At 74.9% G+C, this 15,118-nt stretch carries 14 protein-coding genes; 9 read left to right on the forward strand and 5 right to left on the reverse strand.

Features of this window, described 5'->3' with window-relative positions:
* The first annotated feature begins 26 nt into the window (after window positions 1–26).
* Both ABEA77_RS23615 and ABEA77_RS23620 read left to right on the forward strand, forming a co-directional pair.
* Window positions 27–734, forward strand: a complete 708-nt coding sequence (locus ABEA77_RS23615) for a type 1 glutamine amidotransferase (protein ID WP_345651094.1) — start codon at window positions 27–29, stop codon at window positions 732–734.
* Window positions 735–862: 128 nt separating this feature from the next.
* On the forward strand, window positions 863–1,375 hold the full coding sequence (locus tag ABEA77_RS23620) for a spore-associated protein A (RefSeq protein ID WP_345651096.1): 513 nt from the start codon (window positions 863–865) through the stop codon (window positions 1,373–1,375).
* Window positions 1,376–1,461: 86 nt separating this feature from the next.
* On the opposite strand, the gene ABEA77_RS23625 is transcribed toward ABEA77_RS23620, so the two are convergent.
* Window positions 1,462–3,822: a glycoside hydrolase family 65 protein gene (locus tag ABEA77_RS23625; RefSeq protein ID WP_345651099.1), complete on the reverse strand. Its 2,361-nt coding sequence runs from the start codon at window positions 3,820–3,822 to the stop codon at window positions 1,462–1,464.
* Entirely contained in the window at window positions 3,819–4,565 is a 747-nt protein-coding gene (locus tag ABEA77_RS23630; RefSeq protein ID WP_345651102.1) for an HAD family hydrolase, read from the reverse strand. The genes ABEA77_RS23625 and ABEA77_RS23630 overlap by 4 nt, the downstream gene beginning before the upstream one ends.
* Window positions 4,566–5,182: 617 nt before the next feature.
* On the opposite strand from ABEA77_RS23630, the gene ABEA77_RS23635 reads away from it, so the two are divergent.
* From ABEA77_RS23635 to ABEA77_RS23645, 3 genes are read left to right on the forward strand one after another with little or no spacing between them, the layout of a single operon-like run.
* The gene (locus ABEA77_RS23635) at window positions 5,183–5,506 is read left to right on the forward strand and encodes a DUF4097 family beta strand repeat-containing protein (RefSeq protein WP_345651105.1); all 324 of its coding nucleotides are present in this window, start codon (window positions 5,183–5,185) and stop codon (window positions 5,504–5,506) included.
* A gap of 35 nt (window positions 5,507–5,541) precedes the next feature.
* Window positions 5,542–6,177, forward strand: coding sequence for an alpha-ketoglutarate-dependent dioxygenase AlkB (locus ABEA77_RS23640; protein ID WP_345651108.1), 636 nt, complete (start codon window positions 5,542–5,544; stop codon window positions 6,175–6,177).
* Between the two features lie 47 nt (window positions 6,178–6,224).
* On the forward strand, window positions 6,225–7,433 hold the full coding sequence (locus ABEA77_RS23645) for a cysteine desulfurase-like protein (protein ID WP_345651111.1): 1,209 nt from the start codon (window positions 6,225–6,227) through the stop codon (window positions 7,431–7,433).
* Between the two features lie 46 nt (window positions 7,434–7,479).
* On the opposite strand, the gene ABEA77_RS23650 is transcribed toward ABEA77_RS23645, so the two are convergent.
* Window positions 7,480–7,710, reverse strand: coding sequence for a hypothetical protein (locus ABEA77_RS23650; RefSeq protein WP_345651114.1), 231 nt, complete (start codon window positions 7,708–7,710; stop codon window positions 7,480–7,482).
* A gap of 423 nt (window positions 7,711–8,133) precedes the next feature.
* Between ABEA77_RS23650 and ABEA77_RS23655 the strand changes: the two genes are divergently transcribed.
* From ABEA77_RS23655 to ABEA77_RS23670, 4 genes are all read left to right on the forward strand, one after another.
* Window positions 8,134–9,633: an FAD-linked oxidase C-terminal domain-containing protein gene (locus ABEA77_RS23655; RefSeq protein ID WP_345651117.1), complete on the forward strand. Its 1,500-nt coding sequence runs from the start codon at window positions 8,134–8,136 to the stop codon at window positions 9,631–9,633.
* A gap of 1 nt (window position 9,634) precedes the next feature.
* The gene (locus ABEA77_RS23660; protein ID WP_345651120.1) at window positions 9,635–10,777 is read left to right on the forward strand and encodes an FAD-binding oxidoreductase; all 1,143 of its coding nucleotides are present in this window, start codon (window positions 9,635–9,637) and stop codon (window positions 10,775–10,777) included.
* Window positions 10,778–12,418 carry a (Fe-S)-binding protein gene (locus ABEA77_RS23665; protein WP_345651123.1) on the forward strand — a complete coding sequence of 547 codons (1,641 nt, stop codon included), beginning with the start codon at window positions 10,778–10,780 and terminating at the stop codon, window positions 12,416–12,418.
* 86 nt (window positions 12,419–12,504) lie between these two features.
* Window positions 12,505–14,211, forward strand: a complete 1,707-nt coding sequence (locus ABEA77_RS23670; RefSeq protein ID WP_345651125.1) for an L-lactate permease — start codon at window positions 12,505–12,507, stop codon at window positions 14,209–14,211.
* Here ABEA77_RS23670 and ABEA77_RS23675 read toward each other — a convergent pair.
* Together ABEA77_RS23675 and ABEA77_RS23680 are read right to left on the reverse strand one after the other, a co-directional pair.
* The gene (locus tag ABEA77_RS23675; protein ID WP_345651128.1) at window positions 14,153–14,512 is read right to left on the reverse strand and encodes a hypothetical protein; all 360 of its coding nucleotides are present in this window, start codon (window positions 14,510–14,512) and stop codon (window positions 14,153–14,155) included. The genes ABEA77_RS23670 and ABEA77_RS23675 overlap by 59 nt on opposite strands.
* Complete coding sequence (locus ABEA77_RS23680) at window positions 14,509–15,093, reverse strand: hypothetical protein (protein ID WP_345651130.1); 585 nt, start codon at window positions 15,091–15,093, stop codon at window positions 14,509–14,511. The genes ABEA77_RS23675 and ABEA77_RS23680 overlap by 4 nt, the downstream gene beginning before the upstream one ends.
* Window positions 15,094–15,118: the final 25 nt, after the last annotated feature.

Consider the following 15,118-nt stretch of genomic DNA (forward strand, 5'->3'; position numbering starts at 1 on the left):
GCGCGCAGAAGGGGCAGGTGGCGGGCATGGCGAGGCCCATGGCACTGGTGGTGCAGCACGGCGAGAACGGCGGCCTCGGCCGGTGGGCGGAGTGGCTCGCCGAGGGCGGTCTTGCGCCCGACGTGGTGGCCGCGTACGGCGGGGCGGCCCTCCCGGCGTCGCTGGGCGGCCACCGGGCGCTGATCGTGCTGGGCGGCGCCTACCTGCCGGACGACGACGCCCGCGCGCCCTGGCTCGCACCGACCAGGGCGCTGGTGCGCGAGGCCCTCGACCGGGACGTCCCGGTGTTCGGGATCTGCCTGGGCGGCCAGATGCTCGCACAGGTCGCGGGCGGTGCCGTGCGCGGCGCGTACGGCGAGCCCGAGTTCGGCAGCACCCCGCTCGCGCTGCGCCCCGAGGCGGCGGACGATCCCCTCTTCGCCGGTCTGCCCCCGCACCCCACCGCTATCGAGAACCATGTGGACCGGATCACCGAGCTGCCGCCGGGCGCCGCCTGGCTCGCCCGCAGCGAGCACTGCCCGTACCAGGCGTTCCGGGTGGGCGCGCGGGCGTGGGGCGTGCAGTTCCACCCGGAGGCCGCGGCCGACCGCATCCGGTTCTGGAGCGAGGAGCGCCTCGGCGGGTACGGCGCCGACCGCGCGGCACTGCACCGGGCGGCGCTGCGTGACGACGCCGCGTCGGGCCCGGTGTGGCGGCGGGTTGCGCACCGCTTCGCCGGGGTCGCCGCCGCCTGAGCCGGCCCCCGCTGTTTGTCCCGGGCGTGTAACAGCGCCGGGCCCGTACAACTCCGCCGCGCCTCCGCCGGTCTGACTGGGCGTGACGTTGACCGACGTCATGACTGCGAGAGCAGGGGGAAAGAACAGTGAAGTTCACTCAGCGCGGTGCCGTGGCCGGTACCGTCCTCGCGGGCCTGGCCTGTACCGCCGTCGCCCTGGCGCCCGTCGCCGGGGCCGCACCGTCGTCCGGCGGGGCGGCCGCCGCGCCCGCGGCGTCCGCGCACGCCGTAGGGGCAGCGGCGGCGGCCAGGTCCGCGAAGGCCCCGGCCACCGCGTACAACAACGCCTGCGGCGCCGGGTACGGAGTGGTCAACTCCGCGCCCGTCGGCTCCGCCGGCACCGTCTACCTCACGTACAGCGCCACCACCAAGAAGAACTGCGTCGTGACGGTCCGCGCCAACCCGGGGAGCGCCGTGCACATGACGGCGTCGCTCGGCCTCGGCACGCACACCAGGGACGTCGTGGACGAGGGGGACTACACCACGTACGCGGGTCCCGTGTACCTCTCCGCTCCGGGTCAGTGTGTCAGCTGGCGCGGTGAGATCGCGGGCGCCGTGGCCGGCAAGAACCAGACCAACTGCGCGGCGCTCGCGCGCTGACGCAGGCGGCGGGCCGGGAGCCGGTGGACGGCCGCCACCGGCTCCCGGCCCGCCCCCGGACCCCCTCCGCTCCGGCCTACGGCCCGTCAGGACGGGATCTGGTCGTGGTCGTGCGAGGGCGCGCGGCCCGGCGGCTGCGCCGGGGCCGGGTGCACCGACCAGAGCGGCAGCTTGCGCTCGACCGGGGCGTCAGCTGTGACGGTGATCTCCTCCCCGCAGTGCCGCAGCGTCAGCGGCTCCCCCTCCAGGAGCGTGTACGTGACGGCGGTCGCCTTGATCTCCACCCGGAGCCTGCGCCCGAAGATGTGCACCTTGAAGGCGAGCCTGCGCAGCCGCTCCGGCAGCTTCGGGGTGAACTCCAGCCGCTCCCCGCTGTGCCGCATGCCGCCGAACCCGGCGACCAGCGCCATCCACGTTCCCGCGAGGGACGCGATGTGCACGCCGTCGCGGGTGTTGTTCTCCTTGTCCTCCAGGTCCATGAGGGCCGCCTCGACCAAGTAGTCGTAAGCCAGCCGGAGATGGCCGACCTCGGCCGCCATCACCGACTGCACGCAGGCGGAGAGGGAGGAGTCGCGGACGGTCAGCGGCTCGTAGTAGGCGAAGTTGCGGGCCTTGTGCTCGGCGTCGAAGGCGTCCCCGCAGGTGTACATGGCGAGTACCAGGTCGGCCTGCTTGACCACCTGCTTGCGGTAGAGGTCGAAGTAGGGGAAGTGCAGCATCAGCGGGTACTGGTCGGGGCGGGTGCCTGCGAAGTCCCACACCTGATGCCCGGTGAATCCGGCATGCTGCTCGTGCACGCCGAGTTCACTGTTGTAGGGCATGTGCATGGCGTCGGCGGCGTCCCGCCAGGCGGCGCTCTCCTCGTCGTCCACGCCGAGCGCGGCGGCGCGGCGCGGGTGGCGCTCGACGGCGTCGGCGGCATCCCTGAGATTGGCCCGCGCCATCAGGTTCGTGTACATGTTGTCGTCCATCGCGGCGCTGTACTCGTCGGGGCCCGTGACACCGTCGACGTGGAACACGCCGTGGTGGTCGTGGTGGCCGAGGGAGCGCCACAACCGGGCCGTCTCCACGAGGAGTTCGACGGCGATGTCCTCCTCGAACCGCCGGTTCCCGGTGGCGCTGACATAGCGGACGGCGGCGCTCGCGATGTCCGCGTTGACATGGAAGGCGGCGGTGCCCGCGGGCCAGTAGGCGGAGCACTCGGAGCCCTCGATGGTGCGCCAGGGGAAGGCGGCGCCCTTGAGGCCGAGCTGCTCGGCCCGGTCCCTGGCCGCCCCCAGGGTGCTGTGGCGCCAGCGCAGCGCCTCCTCGACGGCGTCGGACGCGGTGTACGTCAGCAGCGGGAGCACGAACATCTCGGTGTCCCAGAAGCTGTGCCCGTCGTACCCGGAGCCGGTGAGGCCCTTGGCGGGGATGGCGCGCTGTTCGGCGCGCGCGCCGGCCTGGAGTACGTGGAAGAGGGCGAAGCGCACCGCCTGCTGGATCTCCTCGTCGCCGTCGAGTTCGACGTCGGCGCGCGCCCAGAAGTCGTCGAGGTAGGAGCGCTGTTCGCGCACGAGCCCCGTCCAGCCGGTGCCGACGGCCTGCGCGAGGGCCGCGTCGACCTGGTCGCGCACGCCGGGCAGGGAGCGGGTCGACGACCAGCCGTAGGCGACGACCTTGTCGACGCGCAGCACCTCGCCCGGCTGGAGGTGCGAGGTGACGGTGACGCGTCCGACGTCGTCGCCGCTCTCGCTGCCCGTCCTGGTCGACCCGGGCCCTGTGACGGCGTGGTCCGCGGCGGCGGCGACCCTCAGGCCGCTGCGGGCCGTGGTGTGTACGAGCCGCAGCCGCGCGTCCGAGGCGAAGTTCTCCTCGGCGAGGAGCGGGGACTCCAGGGCGACGGCCGCCCGCGGGTCGCCGCCGCCCTGCGGCAGCTGCTCGTTGGCGATCAGCTCCGACTGCACCACGAGGCGCACGTCGGAGTCGACGGCCTCGACCTCGTACCGTACGGCGGCGATGGCGCGCTGGGTGAAGGAGACCAGGCGGGTCGAGCGGACCTTGACGGCGCAGCCCGCGGGCGAGACCCACTCGCAGGTCCTGTGCAGCAGTCCGGTCTTGAGGTCGAGCACCCGCTCGTGCTCGCGCACGGTGCCGTAGCGCAGGTCGAAGGGCTCGTCGTCGACGAGGAGGCGGAAGACCTTGCCGTTGGTGACGTTGATGACGGTCTGGCCGGACTCGGGGTAGCCGTAGCCCGCTTCGGCGTAGGGCAGCGGGTGCAGTTCGTGGACACCGTTGAGGTAGGAGCCTGGGAGGCCGTGCGGCTCACCCTCGTCCAGGTTGCCGCGCCAGCCGACGTGGCCGTTGGAGAGCGCGAAGACGGACTCGCTCTGCGGCAGGATGTCCAGGTTGATCCCGCACTCGCGCAGGACCCACGGCTCGACGGTGTAGTTGGAGTGGGTGATCACGCGTCCGCCTCCAGTTCCGCGAGGTCCTGCACGACGATGTCGGCGCCGTGCTCGCGCAGCGCGTCGGACTGGCCGACCCGGTCGAGCCCCACGACGTAGCCGAAGTGTCCCGAGCGGCCCGCGTCCATGCCGGCGAGCGCGTCCTCGTAGACGGCGCAGTCGCCGGGCGGGACATCGAGGTCGTGGGCGGCGGCGAGGAAGGTGTCGGGCCGCGGTTTGCCCGGCAGGCGGCGCTCGGCGGCCACGACGCCGTCGATGCGCACCTCGAAGAGGTCCTCGGCGTGCACGGAGCGCAGGATGTCGCGGCAGTTGACGCTGGAGGAGACGACGGCGGTGCGCAGGCCGAGTGCGCGCGCGGCGCGCACGTAGCGCAGCGTGCCCTCGTACGCTTCGACGCCTTCGGTGCGGATCTTCTCCAGGACCAGCGTGTTCTTGCGGTTGCCGAGGCCGTGGACGGTGTCGGGGCCGTCGGCGGACCCGGGATCGTCGTCCTTGCCCTCGGGCAGTTCGATGCCGCGGGAGGCGAGGAAGGACCGCACGCCGTCGGCGCGCGGCAGGCCGTCGACGTAGCGGTCGTAGTCGTCCGGGGTGAACGGGGTGAAGTCCGCGCCGTCCCGCCGCCGGAGGAACTCGTCGAACATCTCCTTCCAGGCCGCGGCGTGGACGACGGCGGTCTTGGTGATGACGCCGTCGAGGTCGAACAGGCACGCGCGGATATGTTCCGGCAGTCCGAGTTTCTTCATGGCACCCACCTTCCCTCTCCGGCGCGGCTCTCTCCCGGCGGGACGCGCGGACGAGGCGCGTGTCACTCCCGCCGCGTCCGGGGAAGGTGGCGTAAGGGCCCCACTGGGCGTGCTGTGCGCGGCGTTCGCCGCCGGGGCCGCGGGCCGCGGCCCCGGCGGGGACGGCAGCCTCGGGGGTGTCTGGCCCGACGGCTCCTCCCCCGCGGCGTTCGCCGCGCCCCGGGGCGCCGTGGACCGGCTGACGGTCACGACCCGCGGCGGTGTGCGGCTGCGGCGCGCACGAGGCGGGCGCGCCCGGGTGACCGTAAGGGTCGAGCCCCACTGGTCGCACCGTGGCGGGGCGTGGGCGCTGACGCTCGCCTGCCGGGCCGGCGGGCCCTGCGACCGGACGCCGACGGTCGAGGTGCCCGCGGGCGCCCGGGTCACCGTCTCGGCGCGCGACGCGGGCATCGACGCGGCCGGTCTTGCCTGCGGTCTCCGCCTGGCCACGGGCAGCGGCGACGTGACCGGGGCGGATCTGGGCGCCGCCGGTGAGCCGGTGTCGCTCACGACCCGCGACGGCTCCTCGCGCTCGCCACCCTGCCCCGCGTCCTGGTCGAGCTCTACCTCGGCATTCGGTGCGCGCGACCGGGCTCGCGGCGTCGAGCCTCACCGCGTCCACCGTCAACGGCGACGTGGACCTCGGCTGCGCGCACGCCCCCGCCTCGGTGGACGCGGCCACCGCCAACGGCTCGGTGCGGCTGACCGTGCCGCGCGGCGCGCCCCCGTACACGGCCGGTGCGGGGCCGCGCGGCGGGCGGCGGATCGCGGCGCCGACGCGGCGCGGCGGTCCCGCCACCCTGGCGCTGCGCACGGTCGACGGCGATGTGACGGCGGAGGAGGCCCCAGAGCCGGACCGCGCGGCGGGCAGCCCCGTGACAGATCGCACGGACATTCAATAGGACACCTGTTCGGTTTCGGCGGTACGCTGGGCGGTATGTCCGTATCACCCGCTCCCTTCCAGGGATCGCTGTTCGACCAGGCCCCCACGCCCCGGCTGGGGCCGCTCGCCGGCACCCGACGCACCGCGCTCGGCGACGGGGCGTGGCTCGACCTGCTGCCCGGCTGGCTGACGGGCGCTGACACGCTGTTCGAACGGCTCGCCGCCGGCGTCCCCTGGCACGCCGAGCGGCGGCGGATGTACGAGCGCGAGGTCGCGGTCCCCCGTCTGCTCTGCTTCTACGGGGCCGGTACCGAACTGCCCGACCCCGTGCTCGCCGAGGCGCGCGAGGCGCTCAGCGCACACTACGGCGGGGAGCTGGGCGAGCCGTTCACCACGGCGGGGCTCTGCTTCTACCGGGACGGCCGCGACAGCGTCGCCTGGCACGGCGACCGCGTCGGCCGGGGCTCGCGCGAGGACACCATGGTGGCGATCCTCTCCGTGGGCGAGCCCCGCGACCTGGCGCTGCGGCCCCGCGGCGGGGGCCCGGCCCTGCGGGTGCCGCTCGGCCACGGGGACCTGGTGGTGATGGGCGGGTCGTGCCAGCGCACCTGGGAGCACGCCGTCCTCAAGACGGCCCGGCGGGTGGGGCCGCGGATCAGCGTCCAGTTCCGCCCGCACGGCGTGCTCTGAGCCGCGCGGCGGACCACGCGGGGCGCGGGCGATCTACCGTGGGGCCCGTGACCTACGACATCACCGCCATACGCGCCGCGTTCCCCGCCCTCGGCAGCGGGGTCGCCTTCTTCGACGGCCCGGGGGGCACCCAGGCGCCCGGGCCCGTGATCGACGCCGTCGCCGCCGCGATGGCCGCACCGCTGTCCAACCGGGGCACCCTCACCAAGGGGGAGCGCAACGCGGACCGGATCGTCACGGGCGCCCGGTCGGCGCTCGGGGACCTGCTGGGCGCGCCGCCCGGGGGCCTGGTGTTCGGGCGCAGTGCGACCCAGCTGACGTACGACCTGGCCAGAGCGCTGGCGAAGACCTGGGGGCCGGGCGACGAGGTGGTCGTCACCCGGCTGGACCACGACGCGAACATCCGGCCCTGGGTGCAGGCCGCGGCCTCGGCGGGCGCGGTCGTGCGGTGGGCGGACTTCGACCCGGCGACCGGGGAGCTGACGGAGGAGGACGTGGCGGCGGTCCTGACCGGGCGCACCCGCCTCGTGGCGGTGACCGCGGCCTCCAACCTGATCGGCACCCGGCCGCCGGTGGCGCGGATCGCTGAACTGGCGCACGCGGCGGGGGCGCTGCTGCACGTGGACGGCGTGCACCACACCGCGCACGCGCTGGTGGACCTCGCGGCGCTCGGCGCCGACACCTACGTCTGCTCTGCCTACAAGTTCCTCGGGCCGCACCTCGGGGTGCTCGCCGGCTCGCCCGACCTGCTCGCGGGGCTGCGCCCTGACAAGCTGCTGCCGTCGTCGGACGCGGTGCCCGAGCGCTTCGAGCTGGGGACGCTGCCGTACGAGCTGCTCGCGGGCGCCGAGGCGGCCGTGGACTTCCTCGCCGGGCTCGCAGGCGGCGACGCCGGCGGCACGCGCAGGGAGCGCCTCGCCCGCTCGCTCACGGTCCTCGGAGGCCACGAGGAGGTGCTGCGCACCCGGATCGAGGCCGGGCTCGCGGCCCTTCCTGGACTCACGGTGCACTCGCGCGCGGCGGACCGCACGCCGACGCTGCTGATGACGTTCGAGGGGCGGGACGCGGCGGACGCCTACCGGTTCCTCGCGGAGCGTGACGTGGCGGCGCCCGCCGCCTCGTTCTACGCGCTTGAGGCGTCCCGCAGGCTGGGCCTCGGCGACACGGGCGGGCTGCGCGTCGGGCTCGCGCCGTACAACGACACGGAGGACGTGGACCGGCTGCTGGCCGGGCTCGCCGCCTTCCTCGGCGCCTGACGCGCCGGATCGCGACGGGCCGGCGTCCGGTGCCGGGCGCGCGGAGTCAGGCCGCCGTGCCGCGGCCGGGGCCCGCGCCCCGGCCCGACTCGCCCGGATCGCCGAGCGGCCTGGTGGGCCCGTCGTCCCGCTCCGGCGCGCGCTCGGGGACCAGGTGGTCGAGCGCGAGCTGTTCGAGACAGCGCTCGCACTGGTAGGTGTCGTCGTCCATCTCGGCCAGTTCCTCCGCCGCGAACCGCCGGCCGCAGCCGGCGCAGGCGCGCTCCCACTCGCTCATGTCCTCGACGGTCCGTGGAACAGCCGCCGGGGGCAGGGCGGCGCGGGGGCGCATCGGCGCGTCGCCCGGGCTCGTCACACCGTCCGCCCCCAGGGCCCCGCCCCTTGTGCCCGCCCCGCGGCGGGAGTGACGGGGCGTCAGGGGGCGGCCCGCGGGGAAGGGGCAGGGTGCCGGAACCCTTGACACCCCAGCGCCACGGTTGCATTCTTCCGGCATCCGGTAGCCGATTACCGGTATTCGGTAGTCGCTGTCGAGGCGGTGCGGGCGCGGGACGCACCCGTACTGCGTCGGTGCGGTGATCCGGCGCAGCCACGGCCCGGGTACCGGGACGGGAGGGGTGAGGCGCAGGACAGTGGACCTCGCGAGGACCGGGGCCGCGGGCCGGCCACGGCCGGGCGGTCACCCGAGCGACGAGGAGACGCGATGAGTCAGCACCTGGCACAGGCCGAAGCCCCCGGCGGACGGGCGCCCCGCGCGCTGCGCCTCGCGGAGCGGCTGCGCGCGCTGATCGGCGCGGACCGGGTGCTCACCGACCCCGCCCAGGTGCGCACCTACGAATGCGACGGCCTCGCCACCTTCCGGGTGCGGCCCGCGGTCGTGGTACTCGCGGGCAGCCGGGACGACGTGGTGGAGACCGTGCGGATGTGCGCGCGCGAGGGTGTGCCGTTCGTGGCGCGGGGCAGCGGCACGGGTCTGTCGGGCGGCGCGATGCCCGTCGCGGACGGCGTGCTGATCGTGCTGTCGCGGCTGCGGGAGATCGTCTCCGTCGACCCCGACAACGCGCGGGTGGTCGCCGAGCCGGGCGTCGTCAATCTGTGGGTGACGCGCGAGGCGGCGCCGTACGGGCAGGCGTACGCGCCCGACCCGTCCTCCCAGCAGGTCTGCTCGATCGGCGGCAACGTCGCGGAGAACGCGGGTGGCGCCCACTGCCTCAAGTACGGGTTCACCGTCAACCACGTGACCGGCGCGGAAGTGGTGCTGCCGGACGGCGAGGTGGTGCACCTCGGCGGCACCGCGCCCGAGCACCCCGGCCTCGACCTGCTCGGCGCGTTCGTCGGCAGCGAGGGCACCCTCGGCGTGGCCACCCGGGTGACCGTCCGCACCATCCAGGCGCCGGAGACCGTTCGGACCATGCTCGTCGGCTTCCGCTCGGTGGCGGACGCGGCGGGCACGGTCAGCGACACCATCGCCGCGGGCATCCTGCCCGCCGCGATCGAGATGATGGACGCCCTGGCGATCGAGGCCGCGGAGGCCGCCGTGCGGTGCGGCTATCCGGACGGCGCGGTCGCGGTGCTGGTGATCGAGCTCGACGGGCCGCGCTCCGAGGTCGACGAGCAGTTCCGGCAGGTCGAGGAGATCGCGGGCGGGCGGGGCGCGTTCGAGACGCGGATCGCGCGGGACGACGCCGAGCGGGCGCTGATGTGGCGGGGCCGCAAGTCCGCGTTCGCCGCCGTGGGCCGGATCAGTCCCGCGTACTACGTGCAGGACGGCGTGATCCCCCGCACCCGGCTGCCCGAGGTGCTCGCCGCGATCGGGCGGCTCGCCGACGACGCCGGGGTGCGGGTCGCCAACGTCTTCCACGCGGGCGACGGCAACCTCCATCCGCTGATCCTCTTCGACGACACCGTGCCGGGCGCGGCCGGGAAGGCGGAGGAGCTCGGGTTCGCCATCCTCGACCTGTGCGTGGACCTCGGCGGCTCGATCACGGGCGAGCACGGCGTCGGCGTGGAGAAGCGGAGCCGTATGGCGCGGCAGTTCACCGAGGCGGACCTGGACACGATGCAACTGGTGCGGTGCGCCTTCGACCCCGCGGGGCTCGCCAACCCGGGCAAGCTGTTCCCCACGCCGCGACTGTGCGGGGAGCGGCCGGGCGCCCGCACCGCGCGGGACGCCCACGACCCGGCCCTCGGCGAGGTGTTCTGAGGTGGCGTCGGCGCGCGGCGGGGCCCGGGACGCCGTGGGCGGCGTGGTGCCCGCCGAGGTGGTGGCGCCGGCCACGGCCGAGGAGGTCGCCGAGGTGCTGCGGTCGACCGGCGGCAGCGTGGTGCCGGTCGGCGCGGGGACGAAGACGGGCTGGGCGGCCCGCCCGGCCTCCTGCGACGTGCTGCTGCGCACCACGGGGCTCGACCGGATCGTGGCGCACGAGCCGGGCGACCTGGTGGTGGTGGCGGAGGCCGGGGTGACGCTCCGCGCGCTCCAGCGGCGGCTCGCCGGGCACGGCCAGATGCTGGCGCTCGACCCGCCGGAGGAGGGCGCCACGCTCGGCGGGATCGTCGGGGCGAACGCGTCGGGCCCGCGCCGCCTGCGCTACGGCACGGTGCGGGACCTGCTGATCGGGGTGGCGGTGGTCCGCGCCGACGGCACGCTCGCCCGCTCGGGCGGAAAGGTCGTCAAGAACGTCGCGGGGTACGACCTCGGCAAGCTCTACACGGGCGCGCACGGCGGGCTCGGCGTCGTGGTGTCGACGGTGTGGCGGCTGCATCCGCTGCCGCGGGCGGCGGGCGCGGTGTCCTTGCCCGTCACGGACCCGGCGCAGGCGGGCAGGCTCGCGGGGCTCGTGGCCCGCTCGGCGCTCACGCCGACCGCGGTGGAGCTGCGCTTCGCGCCGGGCGGCGGTGAGCTGGTGCTGCTGTTCGAGTCGATCGAGGCGTCGGTCCGGGCGCAGTCGGCACAGGCGCGCGCCCTGCTCGGCGGCGGGAGCGAACTGCCGACCGTGCCCGGGTGGTTCGGCCGCAGGCCCGAGGGCCCGCTGGTGCTGCGGCTCGCGTACGAGCCCGCCGCGCTGGCCGCCGTGCTCGCGGCCCTGCCCGAGGGCGCGTCGGGCACGGCGTCCGCGTGCACGGGGGTGGCGTACGCGGCGGTGGACGCGGGCACGGACCTGGGCGCGCTGCGCGCGGCGCTCGCCCCGTACGACGGCTCCGCGGTGGTGCTCGCCGCGCCCGAACCGCTGGACGCGGCGGCTCACTGGGGGCCTGTGGCCGACTCGTTCGGCCTGATGACACGGGTGAAGGACCAGTTCGACCCGGCGCGGCGGCTGTCGCCCGGCCGTCTGCTCGGAGGGCTCTGAATGGCGATGTCACCCGAACCGTCCGACCGGCCCGGCGACCCGTGCCCCGAGGAGACACACGGCGGACGGCCCCCGGCGGGGCAGGACAGCGGCGGACGGGGTACCGGCGGCGCGGCGCGGCCCGCGGACCGGGCCGCGGCGGAGGTGGTGGGGGCGCGGGGGCCGTTGTCTGTCGGGCAGGGCGGGCCGGTCGCCGCGACCGCGGCCTCGGCGACCGTGGGGCTCGGCATGCCGGGCAGCGGGCCGCCGCCCGGCGGGCCCTTCGACGCGCACCACCCGCCGGACGCCGCGCTCATCGGGGACTGCGTGCACTGCGGGTTCTGCCTGCCGACGTGCCCGACGTACGTGCTGTGGGGCGAGGAGATGGACAGCCCGCGCGGCCGGATCGACCTCATGAAGGGCGCGCTCGAAGGCGACGCGTTCGACGCGAGCAGCGTCCGCCACCTCGATCAGTGCCTCGGCTGCATGGCGTGTGTGACGGCCTGCCCCTCCGGGGTGCAGTACGACAAGCTGATCGAGGCGACGCGGGCGCAGCTGGAGCGGCGCGTCGAGCGGCCGAGGGCCGAACGCCTGCTGCGGGACGCGGTGTTCGCGGTGTTCCCGTACCCGCGCAGGCTGCGGGCGCTGCGGGGGCCGCTGCGGGCGTACCAGACGGCCGGGCTCGGGCGGCTGCTCGCCAGGTCGGGGCTGCTCGACCGGCTGCCCGGCCCGCTGCGGGCGATGGAGTCGCTCGCGCCGAAGCTGGGCAGGACCCGCCCGCTGCCGCCGCACGTCCCGGCGCGCGGCGCGCGGCGCGCCACCGTGGGGCTGCTGACGGGGTGCGTGCAGGGCGCGTTCTTCCCCGACGTCAACGCGGCGACGGCCCGGGTGCTCGCGGCGGAGGGGTGCGAGGTCGTGGTGCCCCGGGGGCAGGGCTGCTGCGGCGCGCTCTCCGCGCACGCGGGCCGCGAACCCGAGGCGCTGGGGTTCGCCAAGCGGGTCATCGAGACGTTCGAGGGCGCGCGGGGCGGGGCCGGGGTGGACGCCGTGGTGGTCAACGCGGCGGGCTGCGGCTCGCACCTCAAGGAGTACGCGCACCTGCTGCGCGACGAACCCGGCTGGCCCGAGCGGGCCGCGGCGCTCGCGACGAAGGTCCGCGACATCACCGAACTCCTCGACGAACTCGGCCCGGTGGCCGAGCGCCATCCGCTGCCGGTGGCCGTCGCCTACCAGGACGCCTGCCATCTGGCGCACGCCCAGCAGGTGCGCGACCAGCCGCGGCGGCTGCTGCGCGGGGTGCCCGGGGTCGAGGTGAGAGAGCTCGCGGAGGCCGAGATCTGCTGCGGCAGCGCGGGCACGTACAACCTGCTGCACCCGGAGCCCGCCGCCGAGCTCGGTGCGCGCAAGGCCCGCGCGGTCCTCGCGACGGGCGCCGACCTCATGGTGACCGCCAACCCTGGCTGCTGGATGCAGGTGGCGACGACTCTGGCGGGCATGGGCGAGCGGATGCCGGTGGCGCACACCGTGCAGGTGCTCGACGCCTCGATCCGCGGGGTGCCGGTGGAGCGGGTGCTCGCGCGGGCGCTCGACGGGCCGGGCACGGCGCTGCCGCCCGCACGGCCGGCGGGCGCGCGACCGCCGCGAGGAGGTGCGCCGGGGTAGCGCCCGGCACCGCTGAAGGATTCCCCCGGCGGTGTGTCCTGGCGCCGGGGCCGCAGGTTTCCCCGCCGTCCGAGAAGGGGTGCACCGTGCTGCTTGCCGCCTACCAACAGAACTACCGTCCGATAGCCGACTCGGTCGGCTGGTCGTCGCTGGTCGCCGTACTCCCGCTGTTCGTGCTGTTCGTCCTGCTCGGTGTGGTGCGGATGCGGGCCTGGCTCGCGTCGCTGATCGCCACCGCCGTCGCCGTGGTGGTCGCCGTCGCCGCGTACGGCATGCCGTCGGGCGACGCGCTGAACAGCGGCGCGCTGGGCGCCGCCAACGGCTTCTTCCCGATCATGTGGATCGTCATCAACGCCATCTTTGTCTACAACCTCACCGTGGTCACGGGCCACTTCGACGTGCTGCGCAGGTCGTTCGCGTCCGTCAGCGACGACCAGCGGGTACAGGCGATCATCATCGCCTTCTGCTTCGGGGCGCTGATGGAGGCGCTGGCCGGCTTCGGCACGCCGGTCGCCATCAGCTCGGTGATGCTGATGGCGCTGGGCTTCGAACCGCTGAAAGCGGCGACAGTGACCCTGGTCGCCAACACCGCGCCGGTGGCGTTCGGCGCGATCGCCGTGCCCGTCACCACGCTCGCCGGGGTGACGGGTCTGCCGCTCGACGGCCTGGGGGCGATGGTGGGCCGGCAGACGCCGGTGCTCTCGGTGTTCGTGCCGCTCGCGCTGGTGTTCATCGTGGACCGCAGGAAGGGGCTGCGGCAGACCTGGCTGCCCGCGCTGGCCGCCGGTGTGGTCTTCGGTGTGTTCCAGTATCTGTCAGCGAACTTCTGGTCGGTCCAACTGGCCGACATCGTCGCCTCGTTGGCCGCCGCGCTCGCAGTGGTCGCGCTGACCAGGGTGTGGCGGCCGGCCGAGACGTACCACGAGGGGGCGGCCGACGCGCGGGACGAGGCTCCCGGGACCGCGCCCGCGGGATCCGGCCGGGCCGCCGGCGGCGCCGCCGAGGGGCCGCGGCGGGACGCGCCGCTCGACGTCTTCCGGGCGTACGCGCCCTATCTGGTGATCATCGTGGTGTTCGTGCTGGCGACCCGGGTGCCCGCGATCCAGGGCACACCGCCGACGGGTGTCGGCCGGTCGGGCACGGGCATCGAGTCCGTCACCCGGATCGTCGACTGGCCAGGGCTGCACATCACCAACGCGGCGGGCGGCGCGGTTGCGACGACGTTCAAGCTCAACGTCCTCTCGGCGGCCGGGAGTCTGCTGCTGATCGCGGGCCTTGTCACCATGGCGCTGCTCGGCGTGGGGCCGCTGCGGTCCCTCAGGGCGTACGGGCGGACGCTGGACCAGCTGAAGTACGCGATCCTCACGGTGATGCTGGTGCTCGGCCTCGGGTTCATCATGAACGAGTCGGGGCAGACCACCACGCTCGGGCTGTGGGTGGCGGGCGCTGGCGGCTTCTTCGCGCTCCTCTCGCCGGTCCTCGGCTGGCTCGGTACGGCGGTGACCGGCTCGGACACCTCCTCCAACTCGTTGTTCGGCGCGCTCCAGGTCACCGCGGCGCACCAGGCGGGCCTCTCCCCCACCCTGATGGCGGCGGCGAACTCGTCGGGCGGCGTGCTGGGCAAGATGATCTCGCCGCAGAACCTGGCGATCGCCGCGTCCGCCGTGGGGATGCAGGGCAAGGAAGGCGTCATCTTCCGCCGGGTCGTGGTCTGGTCGGTGGTGTTCCTCGCGTTCATGTGCGTGCTGGTGTACCTCCAGTCCACGCCGGTGCTGGGCTGGATGACGGTGTAGCGCGGGGCGGGGCGGGGCCTGTCGGGCCCCGCTGCCGCGCGGTGGGGCGGGCGGCTGCGGCCGCGTTCGGGGCCGTGCCGATGCCGAGCGCCGCGTGGGTGCCCAGGGGCTTCACGCCCTGGTTGGCGGTGCCGGTGAGCGCGGTGTGCCCGTAGCCGCTCAGCGGCTTGGCGGTGCGTTCGACGACGTACCCGGTGTTCGCGGTGGTGTCCAGCGTGAACTCGGCGGCGCCGGTGGTCCGCACGACCGCGTTGTCGGAGAGCCTGCGCACTCGTACCCGCTCGGTGCCCCAGGGGTTCACGACGGTGGTACGGCCTTCTGCCGGTCGGGGTAGCCGATGCCGGTCACGCCGTAGGGCCAGACGGGCTCCGAGGCGGCGTTCTCGTCGTTGCGGGTCTGCGCGATCGGCGGGGTGTGCGGCAGATGGGTGTCCTTCGCGGTGTCCGAGGGGCAGGCGACGAGGCGGTCGAGCACGTCCTGCCACTGGCCACGAGGTCGCCGTCCCTGCCGAGTCGCCTCGCGGTGGCGATGGCGGCGGGGAAGAGACTGCGCACGGCGGCCAGGTCGGTGAGGGCGTTCTTCGCCTGGGTGACGGAGTCGTGGCCCGGTCGCGTCGAGCCTGCTGCTCGACGTGAACCAGACGGTGTAACCGGACGAGGGGGTGATGGTCAGCCGCACGGTGCGACCGTCCACCACCTTCGCGGTGAACGACGCGCCCTCGACGGTCGCGGCCAGTGTGGAGCCGAAGCCGTTCGGATCGGCCTGTCCGCGGCTGACGCCCGCGCTGTCCGCGTCGGCGTAGGCGGAGACGGTCTTCCAGGTGTCCAGGTTCGGCGCGTCGCCGCTGCGCGGGAGGACAGGTGCACTACACGCAGTGGACATCGGAGGTATCGGACCGTCAAGGGAG

The organism is Streptomyces tremellae (assembly GCF_039540215.1).
Taxonomy (GTDB): domain Bacteria; phylum Actinomycetota; class Actinomycetes; order Streptomycetales; family Streptomycetaceae; genus Streptomyces; species Streptomyces tremellae.